The sequence below is a fragment of the Citrobacter sp. C348 genome (assembly GCF_047467975.1).
Lineage (GTDB): Bacteria > Pseudomonadota > Gammaproteobacteria > Enterobacterales > Enterobacteriaceae > Citrobacter > Citrobacter gillenii.
On the sequence record NZ_JASJUJ010000008.1, the window covers coordinates 73,962 to 92,018 of the forward strand.

Here is an 18,057-nt window from a genome sequence, read left to right on the forward strand (position 1 = left end):
GGCTCCGTTCTGAACGGTTATTCCGCCTCGCTGATCTGCGTTGATTGTGGCTGTCCGGCGGTTTCTTTACTCAACATGCGGTTAGCCAGCACGCCCGACATCATCGAACCGTTGACGTTTAATGCAGTCCTCGCCATATCGACAATCGGCTCAATAGCAATAAAAATCCCCACCAGCGCGACCGGGAAATTCAGCGTGGAAAGCACAATCAGTGCGGCAAACGTCCCACCACCACCGACGCCCGCCACCCCAATCGATCCCAGCGCAATCGCCGGTAGCATCGCGAGCAGAAAATGTACCGACAGCGGATCGATGCCCATTGTCGGTGCAATCATTGCCACCATAATCGCAGGGTAAATCCCGGCACAACCATTCTGGCCCATGCTGGAACCAAATGAAGCCGCAATATTGGCAATGGTATTTTGTACGCCAAATTTTTCCTGTGCGGTAATGGCCAGTGGAATAGAGGCAGCGCTGCTGCGTGAAACAAACGCAAAGGTTAAAACCGGCCACACGGTTTTAAAATAACGCACAGGATTGTTTCCGCTAAGCAGCAAAATTAGCGCATGCACGATAAACATCATCAGCACGGCAATGTAGCAGGCGGCAATAAAGCCTAACAAACTGGCAAATTGTTCAAACCGATAAGCGGAAAATACGCCAGCCATTAATGCCATCACGCCATAGGGGGTGAGGGCAATAACGATGCGCACCATTTTCATCACCCAAATCTGGATGGCGTTAATACCCGCGCTTAATTTTTCACCTTCTTGCGGTGCATCTTGTTTTACTTTTAATAATGCCACCCCGGCAAGCAGAGTGAAAATCACAATACCAATAACAGAAACGCTTCTGGCCCCGGTAAGATCGAGGAAGATATTGGTGGGGATCAGTGAGGTGACCAGTTTAGGCAGAGAGACCGCCGCTGTTTTACTCACATCTTCAGCTGTCAGTGTCGACTGCATATGGCCAAACGCGCTGGCATCCAGACCTAAAACGTGGGCGGTGAGCAGGCCAACAAATCCGGCAATCATCACCAGGCAGAGCATGCACCCTACGATGGTGAGCGACATTTTGCCAATTCCGGAGCTGTTTTCGAGCTTATTAATCGCCGAGAGGATAGAGATAAAGATGAGCGGAACCGCAACCAGCTTGAGTAAATTGACGTAACCGTTACCGATGACGTTATACCAGTCGATAATTGTTTTGCTGTTGTCAGCTGCAATAAAATGCAGGGATAAGCCAATAAGGGCACCGATAAAAATGGCAATGAAGACGCTTTTGGACAGGGAGTGACTTTTTTGGTCGATTCTGAATACAGCCAATGAACAAACCAAAAATAACGCGATATACGCGGGAGTAACGAACATAATGTAGCCTCTTGCCTCATTCAGCACCTGAAATGCCGGAAAGAGAGTGTATTTTTGAAATAAAACGCTGAGCCATAGAGTCTCAGGACCGGGACGGATTATAGGGAGGGGGGCCGCGGACAGCCACACAAAAAGTGTGGTTCAGACCGGGATAAGGTCTTTATGCTTATCCGGTAGACAATTTTCGTGACAGTGTAACGTTAGGTGACGGATTCGGCTGGTCTAAAACCAGCCTGTCGGGTTATTTGCGCGGTTCATCATCCCAGGCGTGCGGGGCGAACAGATAACCTTTATTACGGATGGTCTTGATGCGGTACGGTTCTGTGGCGTTATCCAGCAGTTTCTTACGCAGTCGGGAAATCGCCACATCGACGCTGCGATCCATCCCGTCATAACTCACGCCGCGCAGATTTTTCAGCAACGCATCGCGATCCATAATGTGTCCCGCATGGGTTGCCAGTTCCCATAGTAGTTCGAAATCGGCGGTAGACAGAGAAACGGGGTCACCGGCAAGTAGTACGGAACGATTGGTTGGATCGATAGTTAGCGTACCAAAGCGCAGCGTGGTATGCGGCGTAAGGGTGGCCGCCTGAATACCTTTCGACTGCGCCGAATGATTGTTCTGGCGTAAATGCAGGCGCAGGCGGGCCAGCAGCACCGCTGGCGGAGTTGTTTTCAGAATGTAGTCACAGGCTCCCATTTCGAGCGCCAGTATATGGTTCATATCGCTGTCGAGAGACGTCAATAGAACAATGGGACCCTGCCAGCGTCCGCGTAAATCACGGCAGATGGTCATTCCGTCTTTACCTGGCAGCATAATGTCTAACAACACCAGGTCGGGTTGAACCTGCAGGATCTTCTCTTCAGCTAAATCGCCGCGAGGTTCAAGGACGACTTCGATATCGTGGCGCGCCAGGTAGGCGGCAATCAGCGAGCCGACTTCAGGATCATCTTCAACAAATACGATGGTGTTCATATCATTCATTTTGATTATAAAGTGCCAACATACACCGCCCCTGTTTTTCCTTCCATTAATCTTTTCTAAACAAGAACGCTTCCGTTATGCTAGAGGCTGATGTTATTGATGTGTTAAGGAAAAGTAATGGGGCTACTTTTAAAAGCGGCGCTGGGTGCGCTGGTGGTGGTGTTGATTGGCGTGCTGGCTAAAACAAAGAATTACTATATTGCCGGATTAATTCCGCTGTTCCCGACATTTGCGCTGATCGCTCACTATATCGTGGCCAGCGAGCGTGGTATTGAGGCGCTGCGCACCACAATTGTCTTCAGCATGTGGTCGATCATTCCCTATTTTGTCTATCTCGTTTCCCTGTGGTACTTCACCGGATTTATGCGCCTGCCCGTCGCGCTCGGCGGGGCAGTAGTCTGCTGGGGCCTGAGCGCGTGGTTGCTGATTATTTGTTGGGTAAAACTGCACTAACGCAGGTGGCGACCGCCATCCAGGGCAAAACTACGCCCGGTGACAAAACAGCTGGTCAACAGATAATCGATTAACTCAATGACCTCTTTCTCGCCGGGCGCGGTTTTCATCAGTGACTTGTTCAGAGCCTGCTGACGATATTCGGCGTCGTCATCTTCGTTAAACAGAATAAGCGATGGGGCGATGGCGTTCACTTTGACTTCTGGTGCCAGTTTACGCGCGAATGAGCGGGTCATGTTGTCCAGTGCAGCCTTGCTGGCGGCATACGCGATATGCTTGTCGCTGCCGCGCTCGACGACGTAATCTGTAAAATGGATGATGTCGCCGGCGGCGTGGCCGTGACCGCGCAGCAGGCCCTCCAGCGCGTGGTTGAGCAGGTAGGGTGTGTTGACATGGATCTGCATCATGCTGGACAACACGTCAGACAGCGGTTTACCGGGTTTTTCTGCAACCCAGGCGCTAGCATTGTGCACGATGGCGCGTAATCCATCCGTTCGGTTTTTTACGTCGTCAGCGAAGGCCAGCACGCCGACATCGGTCGAAAAATCGGCCTGAATGCACACCGCGCCGGCTTCTTGCAGACCATCAATCGATGGATAATGCGTACGATAGCTGATAATTACCGGCTGTTTTTGATTCAAAAAATGCCATGCAATTGCGAGGCCGATGCGACGGCCTGCGCCGGTGATAAGTATTGGCAGGGGCTTTTTACCCATCGTAATCTCCATTAACATCAAACGATGGGTATGACGTTTACCCCATCAACATCCAGGTAGCCGGAACGGCGGCGACCAGCAGCAGGCCGATCAAAACCAATTCCTGGCGGTTCAGCACGTTATCGTGCGTGTGCGTTTTTCTGGCGTAAAGAAAGACCAATAATCCTGGCGCATACAGCACCACAGACAGCAGCAGGTGCATTGGGCCAGAAGCATATAATAACCATAAGCCATAAATGCAGGCACCGACACCAACAGCCTGATGAATCGGGCGGGTGGCGATTTTCAGCAAAAATGCGCCAACCAGAAAATAAGGCACCAGAATCATCTCGGAGGCAATCGTCAGCAGCGTATTATAGTCAGAGCCTGTGAGCCAGATCAGCACCAGACACACCTGTACGCAGATATTGGTGAGCCACAGCGAAGACGACGGTGCACCTTGCGCATTTTGACGTGCGAAAATGCGCGGGAACGCTTTGTGCGTCGATGCCAGAAACGGCACTTCGGCTGCCATAATCGTCCAGCTTAAATAGGCACCACAGACGGAAACTATCAGACCGGCCGCAATAATAATTTCACCCCACGGCCCCATCATTTTGACCATCAGTCCGGCCATTGACGGGTTACGGATTTCAGCCAGTTCCGGGCGAGCAACCACGCCAAGGGAAAGTAGGGTAACCAACAGATAAACACCCAGCGCGGCCAATACCGCCAGCAGCGTGGCGCGACCGACATCGCGTTTATTGCGGGCACGTGCTGACACTACGACCGCGCCTTCTACCCCGATGAACACCCACAGCGTGATGAGCATGGTGTTTTTGACCTGTTCCCAGACCGGAACACCCAGCGCAATACCGGTAAAATCCAGAGTAAAGGTATCAAGCTTAAACAGCATAAAGGCCAGCACGACAAACAGACCCAGCGGCAATAATTTCGCCAGTGTCGCTACCAGGTTAATGCTGGCGGCGGTTTGTACACCGCGTAATACCAGAAAATGGACCACCCACAGCAGCACTGAGGCCCCGACGATAGACTGCCAGGTATTTCCATCGCCAAATAAACGAAATTCAGGCGTATCGGTGAAGAAGCTGAGTGCGGAAAAAACGATCACCAGATAAGAAACGTTGGCGATAACGGCGCACAGCCAGTAACCCCATGCCGAGCAGAAACCAATCAGTTCGCCAAAACCTTCACGGGCGTAGGTAAAAATACCGCCGTCCAGATCGGGACGGATGCGCGTCAGGATGAGCATGGCAAAGGCCAGCAGGAGAATTCCCGCGCCGGTAATCGCCCAACCAATCAGTAATGCGGCCGGGCTGGCAACCGCTGCCATATTTTGTGGCAGGCTGAAAACGCCCGCGCCGAGCATTGAGCTTAAAACCAGCGCGGTCAGTGCGCTCAGACCCAATTTCTTTTCCATTTGTATCCAGTGACAAAAACGAGAGTGAGAGAATAATTATTTTGGCAAACCGCATAAAAATGGAGGAAGCCACTAAGGCGCGGAATTTTACGGAGAGAAGGGAGCGCATGCAATGGGCATGGGGAGATTTGTGACTAAAAATGCGAAAGGCGGCAAAAAGCCGCCTTATATTGTTACTCGTGACCGTTATTTATACAGATCGGCACTGATGGTCACGTTGTTACCACGTTCCTGCCACTGACGGGTAATGTGGTAGTACTTGGCGCCTTTTTTCGCGGCACGTTTAGCAACCTGATAAGAAACTTCAGTCATGTTGCCGTAGTTACCGGTGAACTTGATGCTGTCAAACGGCACCATCATGGCGGCGGTTGCTTTGTTCAGTTCTTCTACTTTCGTACCATCCGGAAGCGTGACAGTGTAACGTCCACCTTTGGTTGACTGCGTTTCGAAGAAACGACCCACTTCTGCACTCGGAGATGCGGTGGTAGCTACGCCCGGGATCTCAACTTTCTTCGCGGCTTCGCCACCGGCTGCTAATGCTGCACGTCCGGCATCAGAATCAGCTGGGATGGCGTCAGGGCTTTGTACAACACGTTTTTTCGCATCGGCTTTATAGACAAATGCGGTAATACGCTGGTTGCCGCCCTGGTTGGCGTCCACCTGACGGACGATATAGAAAGAGTAAGCCCCTTTCTCTCTCGCCGCTTTGGTGATGGCGTCATTCACTTCAGGCTGGCTGCGGTAGAAACCCTGTACCGTGACGGTATCGTACGGTTCCAGCAACACGGCCTGATCTTTGGGTAATTCTACAACACCGTTGATGACGCGATTTTTGTTAGCTTCCGCTTTTTCCGCGTCGGCTTTATAAACGTCGGCAACAACACGCCAGTTACCGCCGCTGCCAAAATCTGAGGTATCAACAACGTAAAAGGAGGCTGCACCGTCTTTATCTGCACGGCGGGATACGGCGGCAACCGCATCACCGATAGCATTAAAACGGCCGGTCACCACAATGCGGTCATAGGGTTTCAGGGCAGCCGCTTGCTCCGGCGTCAATTCTGTCGCTGCGTTTACAGAAAAAGCAGTCGCAGAAAGAAGTGCGGACGCCAGGAGAGTGTTCTTAAGCTTCATAAAAATAATCCTTCGCCTTGCGCAAACCAGGTACTGGTATTGTTATTGACTAGAAACGTGGCTGATTATTGCATTTAAATTGTGTCAGTGTCTGCGTCATTTTTCACTCATCGTGCCAGCCGTCGTAACAACATCGATAACATTTAGTGATATGTCTAAAAATTCGGCATTTCAGCGTTAAAACTGATAAATCGGTTGAATTTCATAAGTTAATTTAATGTTAATCAATTGTTCCGTGGTGGCGCTTAATCATGTTTTGCCGCTTGGCTTGAGCGATTTATCGGCCTTTGCGGGCTATTTCAAGGGCATTATCCCTGTCTGCGGGTTAATTCATCCCGGTTTTGCGAATTTCATAATAAATACTGTTTTTTGGCGCTAGATCACAGGCGTTAATTTCAGTAGGTTATACAGAGTTTGTTACTGTTTTATTTTGTTGGGGTAACACTTACCTCTTACGTAAGTGCGCGCAGGCCGCTTGCGAACATTGATAAACCATCATCAAAAATACAGATGGAAGGGGACATTATGCGAATTGGCATACCAAGAGAACGGTTAACCAATGAAACCCGCGTAGCAGCCACACCGAAGACGGTTGAGCAGCTGCTGAAGCTGGGTTTTAGCGTCGCGGTTGAAAGCGGCGCGGGTCAACTGGCAAGTTTTGACGACAAGGCGTTTGTGCAAGCGGGCGCGGAAATTGTTGACGGGGATGCGGTCTGGCAGTCAGAGATTATCCTGAAGGTCAACGCACCAGAAGAATTTGAGATTCCGTTGTTGAATCCGGGGACCACGCTGGTCAGTTTCCTCTGGCCGGCGCAAAACCCGGAGTTGCTGCAAAAACTCGCCGAGCGCAATGTCACCGTGATGGCAATGGACTCCGTACCGCGTATTTCGCGTGCGCAGTCGCTGGATGCCCTCAGTTCGATGGCCAACATCGCCGGATATCGCGCCATTGTTGAAGCGGCGCATGAGTTCGGTCGCTTCTTTACAGGACAAATTACCGCCGCGGGTAAGGTCCCGCCAGCCAAAGTGATGGTGATCGGTGCCGGGGTGGCGGGACTTGCGGCCATTGGTGCGGCCAACAGCCTGGGGGCGATTGTTCGCGCCTTCGATACGCGCCCGGAAGTGAAAGAACAAGTGCAAAGTATGGGCGCTGAATTCCTCGAGCTAGATTTCAAAGAGGAAGCGGGCAGCGGCGATGGTTACGCCAAGGTGATGTCCGAAGCGTTTATCAAAGCGGAAATGGAACTGTTCGCCGCGCAGGCGAAAGACGTCGATATTATCGTCACCACCGCGTTGATTCCGGGTAAACCGGCCCCGAAACTGATCACCCGTGAAATGGTTGACTCCATGAAAGCGGGCAGCGTGATTGTCGATCTCGCTGCGCAAAACGGCGGTAACTGCGAATACACCGTGGCGAATCAGGTGACCACAACCGAGAACGGCGTCAAGGTTATTGGTTATACCGACCTTCCGGGCCGTTTGCCGACGCAGTCTTCCCAGCTATACGGGACCAACCTCGTTAACCTACTGAAGCTGCTGTGCAAAGAGAAAGACGGCAATATCACCGTGGATTTCGACGATGTGGTGGTGCGCGGTGTGACGGTGGTTCGCGAAGGTGAAATCACCTGGCCTGCGCCGCCGATCCAGGTTTCCGCCCAGCCTCAGGCGGCAGCAAAAGCTGCACCTGCACCGGTTGAAGAGAAAAAACCAGTCTCACCGTGGCGTAAATACGCCCTGATGGCGTTGGTGGTTATTCTGTTTGGCTGGCTGGCCGATGTGGCGCCAAAAGAGTTCCTTGGCCACTTTACCGTGTTCGCGCTTTCCTGCGTGGTCGGTTACTACGTGGTCTGGAACGTGTCGCATGCGCTGCATACGCCGTTGATGTCTGTGACGAACGCCATCTCCGGGATCATCGTTGTGGGGGCATTATTGCAGATTGGCCAGGGTGGCTGGGTGAGTTTCCTGAGCTTTATCGCGGTACTTATTGCCAGCATTAATATTTTCGGTGGCTTCACCGTGACTCAGCGCATGCTGAAAATGTTCCGGAAAAACTAAGGGGTAGCACATGTCTGGAGGATTAGTTACAGCTGCATACATTGTTGCCGCGATCCTGTTTATTTTCAGCCTGGCGGGGCTTTCTAAGCATGAAACGTCCCAGCAGGGTAATAACTTCGGTATCGCCGGGATGGCGATTGCGCTGATTGCCACGATCTTTGGTCCGGATACCGGCAACGTGGCGTGGATTCTGGTTGCCATGATCATCGGTGGCGCGATTGGTATTCGTCTGGCGAAGAAAGTCGAAATGACCGAGATGCCGGAGTTGGTGGCGATCCTGCACAGCTTCGTTGGCCTGGCGGCGGTGCTGGTTGGTTTTAACAGCTACCTGTATCACGAAGCGGGTCTGGAACCGATTCTGGTGAATATTCACCTGACTGAAGTGTTCCTTGGCATCTTCATCGGTGCAGTGACCTTCACGGGTTCTATTGTGGCGTTTGGTAAACTGCGCGGCAAGATATCCTCTAAGCCGCTGATGCTGCCGAATCGCCACAAGCTGAACCTTGCGGCGCTGGTGGTTTCGTTCCTGCTGCTGGTGCTGTTCGTGCGTACTGAAAGCGTGGGTCTGCAGGTTCTGGCGTTGCTGGTGATGACCATTATCGCGCTGGCGTTTGGCTGGCATCTGGTGGCGTCTATCGGCGGGGCAGATATGCCGGTTGTGGTATCGATGCTGAACTCCTATTCAGGATGGGCGGCAGCGGCGGCGGGCTTTATGTTGAGCAACGATCTGCTGATCGTTACCGGTGCGCTGGTAGGTTCTTCGGGTGCGATCCTGTCTTACATTATGTGTAAGGCGATGAACCGCTCCTTCATCAGCGTCATTGCCGGTGGTTTTGGTACCGACGGTTCTTCTACTGGTGACGATCAGGAAGCGGGTGAGCATCGCGAGATTTCCGCGGAAGAAACGGCAGAAATGCTGAAGGATTCGCACTCGGTGATTATCACTCCAGGCTATGGCATGGCGGTGGCGCAGGCACAGTATCCGGTGGCCGAAATCACCGAGAAACTGCGTGCGCGCGGCATCAAGGTGCGTTTCGGTATCCACCCGGTTGCCGGGCGTCTGCCGGGGCATATGAACGTGCTAATGGCGGAAGCGAAGGTGCCTTACGATATCGTGCTGGAAATGGATGAAATCAACGATGATTTCGCCGATACCGACACCGTGCTGGTTATCGGCGCGAACGATACCGTTAACCCGGCGGCGCTGGACGATCCGAAAAGCCCAATTGCCGGCATGCCTGTTCTGGAAGTGTGGAAAGCGCAGAACGTTATTGTGTTTAAGCGCTCAATGAATACCGGTTACGCCGGCGTGCAGAACCCACTGTTCTTTAAAGATAACACCCATATGCTGTTTGGCGACGCCAAAGCCAGCGTGGATGCGATTCTGAAAGCGCTGTAATTATTACCAACATGTCATACGGCCTCCCAGGAGGCCGTTTTTTTATGGCACATTCCGCTTATTAGCGAGAGAGACGGCTTCACGCTTTATTGAGATCGCCCAGCAAAACGGCAATGCTTTGGCCGCCTTCAGTTTGCTCAAGTGCGATTTTAACGATGATGGTGAGTGGGACAGAAAGCAGCATGCCAACCGGCCCCAGTAACCAGCCCCAGAATATCAACGACAGAAAAACCACCAGCGTCGATAGCCCCAGTCCGCGTCCCATGATGCGCGGTTCGAGAATGTTACCGAATATCAGGTTAATCGCCAGATAGCCCGCCAGCACCACCAGGGCGTCGTAGAATCCGCTAAACACCAGTACCTGAGCAATAGGGGGGATCGCCGCCAGCACGGAGCCGATATTGGGGATATAGTTTAGCGCGAAGGCCAGCAATCCCCAGACAAACGCGAAGCGGACATCCAGCGCGGACAGCATGCCCCAGGCGACCAGTCCGGTGACCATACTGATAGCTGTTTTAAGGACTAAATAGTGCGACACGCTGTCGATTGCGCGTTGAATTGCTGCCATGCCCTCGACCGGTCTGCTCATCATTTGTTTGAGTTTGCCGGGTAACTGTGGCACTTCCAGCAGCATAAACACGACCGTCAGCAGCAGTAAAAAGATCGATGACATGGCATTGGACAACTGCGTCAGCAAATTGGTCACCAGCGTCATCGCCGCATTAGGGTCGATGTACTTCACGAGTTCGTCGACGGATACGCCAATTCCCGCGCGTTGCAGCCACGGTTCGATATTTTTCAGCGGGATAACCAGTGAAGAACGGTATTGTGGCAGCGTTCTTGCTAATTCATTTAAGGATGTACCTAAATATGCCAAAAGCAACACCATTAGCATAACAATAATAACCACCAGCAATGACACGGCTAATACCCGCGGAATGCGAAGTTTGACCATGCGCTGGACCACGGGATTAAGTACTACGGCAATAAATAACGCCAGAATAAAGGGGACAATGATATCAGCCGCGAAGCGGATGCCGGTCAGAATGATCACCAGCATGCCCAGCATAATGACTAATTTTAGACCGCTAAGCGTGATAATGGGTTTCGCCATGTTTATTCCTGAAGAGTTATCCTTACCTGGATAATAGTGTGATTTGCGTCGAAGGGTTATAACAAAAATCAAACGGATTGGGTAAAGAAGTGAAAAGTTTTTGAGTTCCCCTTGAACCTATGATACAAATTGCGTGTGTTTAACTACCGAGGACAATTATCATCCGCGATGACGAGAAGCAACACTGCGGATAATTGTAATATTATGGACAATACGTTCAGGATGTTTTTGCGTTTACCTACACTTCTTCGTACCTCTTCTACTTTCCTGCTTGCAGGTGAGCAACTCTGGCGCAACGCGCTTTAGTCCCTTCTTCTGCCTGAGCTGGCGTTATGCGCTGAGCTATCTGATTTTATTTTTTGGTTTGCTGTATGCAGTAAGCCCAAGGACTTTATTCTCAAGCAGGAGAAGCATCATGTTTTACTGGATTTTATTAGGTCTGGCCATTGCGGCTGAAATTACAGGTACGCTGTCGATGAAATGGGCAAGCGTAGGTAATGGTAATACGGGCTTTATTTTAATGCTGGTAATGATCGCCTTATCGTATATTTTCCTCAGTTTTGCTGTTAAAAAAATCGCCCTCGGCGTGGCCTACGCGTTATGGGAAGGTATCGGTATTTTATTTATTACGCTGTTTAGCGTGCTGTTATTTGACGAAACCTTGTCGGCGATGAAGGTAGCCGGATTAGTCTCGCTCGTGTTTGGTATTGTGCTGATTAAATCTGGCACACGAAAGCCTGCAAAAGCGAGGGGCGAGGTGACCCATGCAGCAGTTTGAATGGGTTCACGGCGCCTGGTTGGGGATGGCCATCGTGCTGGAAATTGTCGCTAACGTCTTTTTGAAATTTTCCGATGGTTTTCGTCGTAAAGCCTATGGCGTGCTGTCATTGGTCGCCGTGCTGGCAGCCTTTAGTGCACTGTCTCAGGCGGTAAAAGGCATCGACCTTTCCGTTGCTTATGCCCTGTGGGGGGGATTCGGGATTGCCGCCACGTTGGCCGCAGGCTGGGTGCTTTTTGGTCAGCGTCTGAATAATAAAGGCTGGATCGGCGTGGCATTGTTACTGGCCGGTATGATCATGATTAAACTCGCCTGATAAACATGCTGCCTGCCTCTGCGGGCAGCATGTTGTTATCCCTTCGCTAACGCGTCCAGTTTATCGCGAAAACCGGTGACCGAAATCGCGCGGTTATCCGCCCGCCAGCGGTCTTTCGCCGCCGGGGCGGAGCTCTGCACACCAATTAATTGCCAGCCCGCATCTGTCTTCAGCATCAATGGTGAACCGCTATCACCCGGGAGTGTGTCGCACTGATGGGACATGACGGTATTTTGCGCCCAGCCGGTTACCACACAATCCTGATGCGCATACAGATCGTCCAGATGGTCTTCCGGATAGCCTGACTGAGTGACTTTGCGATCGGCGGCTTTCAGCGCCGCGGTTAATGCGGCTTTATCGCCTTCATATAAGGGAAGCGGCGTAATTCCTGACGGGGGGTAACGCAACACCACCAGACCAAAATCCCACGGTGCCGCAGAAGGGGGCACAATCCAGCCGTCGCCATCCGCTTTTAAACGTTTGCCAAGTGAAGGATCAACCCGTCCCTCAATGCCGTGGATTTCATAGCGCCAGACGCCTTTTTTTGACACAAAGCGCAGCGCAACGGCTTTATCCGGCTTGCCTTTAGGGGGCGTTAACAGACAGTGCCCGGCGGTCAAGGCCAGATGCGGAGAAATGAGCGTGGCCGTACACAGGTTACCGCTGGCGGTTTCCAGTTGTCCGATGGCGTCCCAGGGCGATTGAGTCGGGTCTGGGATCTGTACGCGATCGTCATGACCAAAGAAGAGCGTTTTAATGTCTTCAGCTTCAGTAGCAGGCGTTGCTGGCCGATCCGCATGCGCAACGACAGGAGAAAGACAAAGAGAACCCAGTAATACCGCAATGGTTTTATGCATATCACACTCTGGTGGGGAATTATGATTATTAAAAGCAAACCCTCAACGAATACTATAGACGGGACGGCGGGAAAGTGGGAGTAAAATCAGGTAACTACACTCAGGAAAGATAAAAGTGTGTGGCGATAAGGCCGCAAATAATCAGTGTAATAAGAATGAACTCAAAGCGGTAATGGGACACCCTGTTACCCTCCGAAACGCGGCGCTGAATCGGCAAGACGTAGCGCCGTAGACGCTGGCGTGGGGGACGCCAGCGTTATTCTGACGGATTATGCAGCTGGCTGAGCAGCAGGTTTAGCTGCGTCGTGTTTTACGGCTTTTTTGCTGTGCTTTTTAGCTGCCTGTGCTTTTTGCTCTGGCGCTTTTTGTTCTGCAGCAGGCTTAGCGGTGGTTTTTTTGGTGTGTTTCTTGGCAGATTGCGCTTTCTGCGGTGCTGCTTTGTGCTGTTTTTTATGATGTGTGGTTTTTGCCGGGGCAGCTTTGGTGGTGGCAGCAGCGGCCGGAGTCGTGGTGGCCGTTGTTTCAGCAGCAAACGCAGCAGAAGACAGACCCATAGCAGCGGCAACAACCAGAGCTAATACTTTTTTCATTGTCATACCCTCGATTTGGTTTTTCATTCAACCCCACTGCGGGGCCGTTGAAATAACTATATCGCTGTAATATCAAGGCTTCCGTGAGTCATTGGTTTCGGCGTGTAACCGTTTGTACAATGACCCACGGTAAGTGATTACAGATAACGGGCTTCCAGATGTGCACGGAAATAGCGACTGCTGAGTGGTTCACCAGTGGCCTGCGTAATCAACTGTTCGGTGGTAAAACGGCTACCGTGCTGCCAGATGTTCTGGCGTAACCAGTCAAACAGTGCGCTGAAATCACCCTGAGCAATGGCCGTTTCTAACCCCGGCAACGCGCGATTTGCCGCACTAAACAACTGTGCTGCATACATGGCACCAAGGGTATAGGAAGGGAAGTAGCCAAAGCCACCGTCGGTCCAGTGGATATCCTGCATACACCCATTACGGTAATTGCCGATGGTTGACAGCCCCAGCCACGCCTGCATTTTCTCATTCCATAAGGCCGGAATATCATCGACTTCAATGTCGCCGTTAATCAGTGCTCGCTCGATTTCGTAGCGCAGGATCACGTGGGCGGGGTAGCTCACTTCATCGGCATCAACGCGGATAAAGCCCGGCTTCACCTGCTGGTTCCAGGCGATAAAATTGCTTTCTTCAAAGGCGGGTTGATCGCCAAAATGCCGCTTCACCGCCGGGATTAACCGCGTCAGGAAGGCGCTGCTTCGACCCAGCTGCATTTCAAAGAACAGGCTTTGGGATTCATGAATGGCGGTCGAGCGTGCCAGGGCGATAGGTTGACCGGACCAGTTACGCGGCAGGTTCTGCTCATAGCGGGCATGGCCGGTTTCATGGATAACGCCAAACAGTGCGCTCAGCAGTTCGTTTTCATCATACCGTGTGGTGATACGCACATCTTCCGGTACGCCGCCGCAGAATGGGTGGGCGCTAATGTCCAGCCGTCCGCCCGCAAAGTCGAATCCCAACTGCGCCATGGTCTCAAGGCCTAACTCGCGCTGCACCGCCGTCGGGAAAGGGCCAACCGGCGCTAACGATTGCCGGGACTGTTTGGCGACCACCTTGCTTAACAGGTCCGGTAGCCAGCCTTTGAGGTCGGCGAATAACACGTCCAGGCGGGCGCTGGTCATGTCTGGTTCAAACACATCCAGCAGCGCATCATACGGTGAACAACCTTTGGCCTCGGCACGCAGCCTGGCCTCTTCGCGGCTGTACTTCACCACATCCTTCAGGTTCTCAGCAAAACCTTCCCAGTCATTGGCCGGGCGCTGGCTGCGCCACGCGTGTTCACAGCGGCTGCCGGCCAGGGATTTGGCTTCAACCAGCGATTCCGGCAACAAGGATGCCTGATGATGCAGACGCGACATTTCCCGCAAATTGGCCTGCTCAATATCGTTCAGCTGTTCTTGTTGCGCGCCGGCAATCCAGGCGGCGACCTTAGGATCGGTTAACAGATGATGTTCCAGGACGTTCAGTTCCGCCAGCGCTTCGCCACGGGCCTGGCTGCCGCCAGGAGGCATCATGGTAAACATGTCCCAACTGGCGATTGCCGAGAGATGGGAGAAGCGAGAGAGCCGCTGGAAGGTGCGGGTGAGTTGTTGGTAATTCGTGCTGTGACTCATTATTTTCGTTCTCGTTCTGTTGGACCAGACCTGTGAGTCTAACGTGATTTACCGCATTTACCCATTCCTCGGCAGAGAATGCGAAATGTTGGTAGCTTGTAAGTGATAATGATACTTTTTATCATAAACAAAATTTGATGTTTTAAACTATGGCGTAAACTTTTAGCAGGGAGCCGGTATGCAACAGGAAATCAGTAGTGACTATATCGCCAGAACTCGGGCAGTATCCGGTTGTTTTTCGATGTTTATTCTGATGTTTGGCCTCACGTTTGTCCCCCTTTTTTTTGCTGAAAGCGCGCTGTTACAGGCGCAGGGATTACTGTTCCCACTGCTGTTTGCTACGGAGTTCGTTGTGCTGGTACCGCTGTATTATTTCTTCTTTAGCAAAAGAGCAGGTCTGGGAAAGGGCACGTTTAACGTGACGTGGTTTGGTATTTTATTTGTCGCACTTTTGCTGGTGCAGTTTGCCGGGCCCTGGCTGCTGGGAATAAGACAAAATGAAGAATGGGTGATAACCCAGGTATCACTACGTAGTTACGCGCTGTGGCTGTCGAGTTTGTCGCTGATATTTATTGCCCCGGTTTATGAGGAAATGATTTTCCGCGGCTGCCTGTTCAATGCCTTTCAGTACTGGTTCAAGGATAAAACCTGGTTGACGTCTGCGGTGGTGTCCGCCATTTTCGCGCTGATGCACACGCAGTATGTGGATTTTAGGACGTTATTGCTGTTGTTTATCGTGTCACTGGTTCTGATTTATGCCCGAATTAAAAGTAACGGCATACTGATGCCAATTATGCTGCATATCTTGATGAACGGGACGGTGGTGGGCATGCAAATCGCGGCTCAGGCATTCGTGCCGTCCACGTAATGCGGTGTGCCCGGCGATACCGGGCATCACAATCAGGCGTGCAATCGGTGATGTAAACGGGACCCCACCAGTAGCGCAAGGATCAGCATCAACGCAATAAACCCGCCGACGCCGTTCCAGCCGTAGTTATGCCAGAAAACGCCACCCAGCGTACCCGCAATGCTCGATCCCAGGTAATAACAGAACAGATACAACGACGAGGCCTGACCTTTGGCGCGTTTAGCGCGCGGACCAATCCAGCTGCTGGCCACCGAATGTGCGGCAAAGAAACCGGCAGAAAAGAGCAGCATCCCGGCAAAAATCAGCCACAGGGAGGTGAACAGCGTCATCAACAAGCCTACGAGCATCACGCCAGTCGAGAACAACATCACCGGACCACGACCGTAGCGGGTGGTCATTGACCCTGCTTTGGGGGAACTCCAGGTACCGGTAAGATAAGCCACGGACAGCAGGCCGACCACCGCCTGACTGAGTTCCCAGGGCGACAGCATCAGGCGGTAGCCGATGTAGTTAAACAGCGTGACAAACGATCCCATTAATAAGAATCCGACCACGAAAAGTAGCGGCAATCCGGGGTCACGCCAGTGCAGGCGGAAATTAATAAACAATGACTTAGGCCGCAGTGACGTCGGTCTGAAGTGGCGGGATTCGGGTAAGATTTTCCAGAACATCAGCGCGGAGGCCAGCGCAAAACAGCCGATAGCCGCCAGCGCAATACGCCAGTTAAAAAAGTCGGTAAATACTCCGCTGATCAACCGGCCACTCATTCCTCCAATCGAGTTACCGCTGATATACAACCCCATCGAAAAGGCGACAAAGCTAGGGTGGATCTCCTCGCTTAGATAGGTCATACCTACCGCGGCGACCCCGCTTAATGACAGGCCAATCAATGCACGCATGATCAGGATACCGTGCCAGCTGGTCATCATCGTTGAAAGTAGGGTGCAGCAGGAAGCCAGCAGGAGCGCGGTGACCATTACCGGCTTGCGGCCAATGGCGTCGGAAAGCGGGCCGGTAAACAGGAGACCGATTGCCAGCATGGCGGTGGAGATAGACAGTGAAATACTGCTGCTGGCAGGCGATACGCCAAACTCATGGGACAATACCGGCAGGATCGGTTGTACGCAATACAGCAGGGCAAATGTGGCCAGCCCGGCGGAAAACAGTGCCAGCGTGACGCGCATAAAAGAGGCGGTGCCGCGTTTTATAAACGCATCTGGCGGGGAGATACTCTGTTCATCAACATCGCGTGTCGGGGCAGTATCGACAGTAGTTGTACGGCTCACATGAAATCCATTGGGTATACAGGACCAGGCTTTAGAGTATGAAAATCACAATATTCTGTCTAATATATTAATAATCTCAAATGATATTTTAAAAATATGAATATTGAACTGCGTCACCTGCGCTACTTTGTGGCGGTTGCGGAAGAACTGCATTTTGGCCGAGCTGCGGCGCGGCTGAACATTTCCCAACCTCCGTTGAGCCAACAGATCCAAATCCTCGAGCAGCAGGTGGGTGCCAGATTGCTGGCACGAACCAACCGCAGCGTGGCGCTGACTGCTGCAGGCAGGCAGTTTCTGGCCGACAGTCGGCAGATCCTCGGGCTGGTGAATGAAGCCGCAGCAAGGGCCGAACGTCTGCATTTGGGCGAAGCGGGGGAGCTGCGTATCGGATTTACCTCCTCAGCACCGTTTATTAAGGCGGTGTCAGATACGCTGTCCTTTTTTCGCCAGGCTTACCCCGATGTGCATATGCAAACGCGCGAAATGAATACCCGCGAGCAAATTGCCCCATTGAGCGAAGGGACGCTGGATTTGGGACTGATGCGCAATACGCAACTGCCTGACAGCCTGAACCGGGAGGTGATCCTGCACGAACCGCTGATGGCGATGATTCCGCGCGCGCATCTGCTGGCGCAAAAGCCGGTTGTTACTCTGGCGGAACTGGCCCGCGAGCCGTTTGTCTTTTTTGACCCGCACGTGGGGACCGGATTGTATGACGATATTCTTGGCCTGATGCGTCGCTACGACCTGAAGCCGACTATTACTCAGGAGGTCGGGGAGGCGATGACCATTATCGGCCTGGTGGCGGCGGGGTTGGGGGTGTCTATTCTGCCAGCCTCCTTTAAACGGGTACAGCTGTATGAAATGTGTTGGGTACCGATAGCAGAAGAGGATGCTGTATCTGAAATGTGGCTGGTGTGGCCTAAACATCGCGAGCAAAGCCATGCTGCGCAACGCTTTCGCCAGCAGCTTTTAGCGGCGGTACAACGTGCTTAAATTAGTTTAAAAACCGGTGAAAATGTGCGGTAAATCACACGGCTAAGTAAAAAGTTGACGGAAACCATTGAAGTACTTCACCATAGCCTACAGATTATTTC

17 protein-coding genes are annotated in these 18,057 nt (G+C 52.2%); 7 read left to right on the plus strand and 10 right to left on the minus strand.

Annotated features, from left to right (window positions below; genetic code table 11):
* Positions 1-17: 17 nt before the first annotated feature.
* Both QNN86_RS15710 and rstA read right to left on the minus strand, forming a co-directional pair.
* Entirely contained in the window at positions 18-1,370 is a 1,353-nt protein-coding gene (locus QNN86_RS15710; protein ID WP_414211622.1) for a cation:dicarboxylate symporter family transporter, read from the minus strand.
* A 241-nt stretch (positions 1,371-1,611) separates the two neighbouring features.
* Positions 1,612-2,355: a two-component system response regulator RstA gene (rstA, locus tag QNN86_RS15715; protein WP_181619375.1), complete on the minus strand. Its 744-nt coding sequence runs from the start codon at positions 2,353-2,355 to the stop codon at positions 1,612-1,614.
* A gap of 117 nt (positions 2,356-2,472) precedes the next feature.
* On the opposite strand from rstA, the gene QNN86_RS15720 reads away from it, so the two are divergent.
* Positions 2,473-2,808, plus strand: a complete 336-nt coding sequence (locus QNN86_RS15720) for a GlpM family protein (protein WP_182269853.1) — start codon at positions 2,473-2,475, stop codon at positions 2,806-2,808.
* On the opposite strand, the gene folM is transcribed toward QNN86_RS15720, so the two are convergent.
* The 3 genes from folM to ydgH all read right to left on the minus strand — a co-directional run bounded on the left by folM (position 2,805) and on the right by ydgH (position 6,075).
* Complete coding sequence (gene folM, locus QNN86_RS15725; protein ID WP_135912079.1) at positions 2,805-3,524, minus strand: dihydromonapterin reductase; 720 nt, start codon at positions 3,522-3,524, stop codon at positions 2,805-2,807. The genes QNN86_RS15720 and folM overlap by 4 nt on opposite strands.
* 37 nt (positions 3,525-3,561) lie before the next feature.
* Complete coding sequence (locus QNN86_RS15730) at positions 3,562-4,944, minus strand: amino acid permease (RefSeq protein WP_414211625.1); 1,383 nt, start codon at positions 4,942-4,944, stop codon at positions 3,562-3,564.
* 186 nt (positions 4,945-5,130) lie between these two features.
* Positions 5,131-6,075: a DUF1471 family protein YdgH gene (gene ydgH / locus QNN86_RS15735; protein WP_096757111.1), complete on the minus strand. Its 945-nt coding sequence runs from the start codon at positions 6,073-6,075 to the stop codon at positions 5,131-5,133.
* A 525-nt stretch (positions 6,076-6,600) separates the two neighbouring features.
* On the opposite strand from ydgH, the gene pntA reads away from it, so the two are divergent.
* Both pntA and pntB read left to right on the plus strand, forming a co-directional pair.
* Entirely contained in the window at positions 6,601-8,130 is a 1,530-nt protein-coding gene (gene pntA / locus QNN86_RS15740) for a Re/Si-specific NAD(P)(+) transhydrogenase subunit alpha (RefSeq protein WP_096757110.1), read from the plus strand.
* A 10-nt stretch (positions 8,131-8,140) separates the two neighbouring features.
* On the plus strand, positions 8,141-9,529 hold the full coding sequence (pntB, locus tag QNN86_RS15745; protein ID WP_414211628.1) for a Re/Si-specific NAD(P)(+) transhydrogenase subunit beta: 1,389 nt from the start codon (positions 8,141-8,143) through the stop codon (positions 9,527-9,529).
* Between the two features lie 79 nt (positions 9,530-9,608).
* Here pntB and QNN86_RS15750 read toward each other — a convergent pair whose 3' ends face one another.
* Positions 9,609-10,643 carry an AI-2E family transporter gene (locus tag QNN86_RS15750; protein WP_181619378.1) on the minus strand — a complete coding sequence of 345 codons (1,035 nt, stop codon included), beginning with the start codon at positions 10,641-10,643 and terminating at the stop codon, positions 9,609-9,611.
* A gap of 415 nt (positions 10,644-11,058) precedes the next feature.
* Here QNN86_RS15750 and mdtJ point away from each other — a divergent pair, with 415 nt between their 5' ends.
* Together mdtJ and mdtI are read left to right on the plus strand one after the other, a co-directional pair.
* The gene (mdtJ, locus tag QNN86_RS15755) at positions 11,059-11,421 is read left to right on the plus strand and encodes a multidrug/spermidine efflux SMR transporter subunit MdtJ (protein WP_181619478.1); all 363 of its coding nucleotides are present in this window, start codon (positions 11,059-11,061) and stop codon (positions 11,419-11,421) included.
* The gene (gene mdtI / locus QNN86_RS15760) at positions 11,408-11,737 is read left to right on the plus strand and encodes a multidrug/spermidine efflux SMR transporter subunit MdtI (RefSeq protein ID WP_040233868.1); all 330 of its coding nucleotides are present in this window, start codon (positions 11,408-11,410) and stop codon (positions 11,735-11,737) included. Before mdtJ ends, mdtI begins: the two co-directional genes overlap by 14 nt.
* 35 nt (positions 11,738-11,772) lie before the next feature.
* On the opposite strand, the gene QNN86_RS15765 is transcribed toward mdtI, so the two are convergent.
* The 3 genes from QNN86_RS15765 to QNN86_RS15775 all read right to left on the minus strand — a co-directional run bounded on the left by QNN86_RS15765 (position 11,773) and on the right by QNN86_RS15775 (position 14,806).
* Entirely contained in the window at positions 11,773-12,594 is an 822-nt protein-coding gene (locus tag QNN86_RS15765) for a trypsin-like serine peptidase (RefSeq protein WP_414211631.1), read from the minus strand.
* 269 nt (positions 12,595-12,863) lie between these two features.
* Positions 12,864-13,184 (minus strand): acid resistance repetitive basic protein Asr, encoded by a 321-nt coding sequence (asr, locus tag QNN86_RS15770; RefSeq protein WP_115259947.1) that lies wholly within the window; start codon positions 13,182-13,184, stop codon positions 12,864-12,866.
* A 137-nt stretch (positions 13,185-13,321) separates the two neighbouring features.
* Positions 13,322-14,806 carry a carboxypeptidase M32 gene (locus QNN86_RS15775; protein ID WP_414211634.1) on the minus strand — a complete coding sequence of 495 codons (1,485 nt, stop codon included), beginning with the start codon at positions 14,804-14,806 and terminating at the stop codon, positions 13,322-13,324.
* A 178-nt stretch (positions 14,807-14,984) separates the two neighbouring features.
* Between QNN86_RS15775 and QNN86_RS15780 the strand changes: the two genes are divergently transcribed.
* Complete coding sequence (locus QNN86_RS15780; RefSeq protein WP_181628572.1) at positions 14,985-15,674, plus strand: CPBP family intramembrane glutamic endopeptidase; 690 nt, start codon at positions 14,985-14,987, stop codon at positions 15,672-15,674.
* Between the two features lie 32 nt (positions 15,675-15,706).
* On the opposite strand, the gene QNN86_RS15785 is transcribed toward QNN86_RS15780, so the two are convergent.
* Positions 15,707-16,960, minus strand: coding sequence for an MFS transporter (locus tag QNN86_RS15785; RefSeq protein WP_414211637.1), 1,254 nt, complete (start codon positions 16,958-16,960; stop codon positions 15,707-15,709).
* A 96-nt stretch (positions 16,961-17,056) separates the two neighbouring features.
* Here QNN86_RS15785 and QNN86_RS15790 point away from each other — a divergent pair, with 96 nt between their 5' ends.
* Positions 17,057-17,956 (plus strand): LysR family transcriptional regulator, encoded by a 900-nt coding sequence (locus QNN86_RS15790; protein ID WP_182269846.1) that lies wholly within the window; start codon positions 17,057-17,059, stop codon positions 17,954-17,956.
* The last annotated feature ends 101 nt before the right edge of the window (positions 17,957-18,057 follow it).

Bases quoted from the DNA above. Each gene is read 5' to 3' on its own strand.
- ydgH (WP_096757111.1), bottom strand. From the start codon at position 6,075: ATGAAGCTTAAGAACACTCTCCTGGCGTCCGCACTTCTTTCTGCGACT.
- mdtI (WP_040233868.1), top strand. From the start codon at position 11,408: ATGCAGCAGTTTGAATGGGTTCACGGCGCCTGGTTGGGGATGGCCATC.
- folM (WP_135912079.1), bottom strand. From the start codon at position 3,524: ATGGGTAAAAAGCCCCTGCCAATACTTATCACCGGCGCAGGCCGTCGC.
- pntA (WP_096757110.1), top strand. From the start codon at position 6,601: ATGCGAATTGGCATACCAAGAGAACGGTTAACCAATGAAACCCGCGTA.
- rstA (WP_181619375.1), bottom strand. From the start codon at position 2,355: ATGAATGATATGAACACCATCGTATTTGTTGAAGATGATCCTGAAGTC.
- QNN86_RS15765 (WP_414211631.1), bottom strand. From the start codon at position 12,594: ATGCATAAAACCATTGCGGTATTACTGGGTTCTCTTTGTCTTTCTCCT.
- QNN86_RS15720 (WP_182269853.1), top strand. From the start codon at position 2,473: ATGGGGCTACTTTTAAAAGCGGCGCTGGGTGCGCTGGTGGTGGTGTTG.
- QNN86_RS15750 (WP_181619378.1), bottom strand. From the start codon at position 10,643: ATGGCGAAACCCATTATCACGCTTAGCGGTCTAAAATTAGTCATTATG.
- QNN86_RS15710 (WP_414211622.1), bottom strand. From the start codon at position 1,370: ATGTTCGTTACTCCCGCGTATATCGCGTTATTTTTGGTTTGTTCATTG.
- QNN86_RS15775 (WP_414211634.1), bottom strand. From the start codon at position 14,806: ATGAGTCACAGCACGAATTACCAACAACTCACCCGCACCTTCCAGCGG.
- QNN86_RS15790 (WP_182269846.1), top strand. From the start codon at position 17,057: ATGAATATTGAACTGCGTCACCTGCGCTACTTTGTGGCGGTTGCGGAA.
- asr (WP_115259947.1), bottom strand. From the start codon at position 13,184: ATGAAAAAAGTATTAGCTCTGGTTGTTGCCGCTGCTATGGGTCTGTCT.
- QNN86_RS15730 (WP_414211625.1), bottom strand. From the start codon at position 4,944: ATGGAAAAGAAATTGGGTCTGAGCGCACTGACCGCGCTGGTTTTAAGC.
- pntB (WP_414211628.1), top strand. From the start codon at position 8,141: ATGTCTGGAGGATTAGTTACAGCTGCATACATTGTTGCCGCGATCCTG.
- QNN86_RS15780 (WP_181628572.1), top strand. From the start codon at position 14,985: ATGCAACAGGAAATCAGTAGTGACTATATCGCCAGAACTCGGGCAGTA.
- mdtJ (WP_181619478.1), top strand. From the start codon at position 11,059: ATGTTTTACTGGATTTTATTAGGTCTGGCCATTGCGGCTGAAATTACA.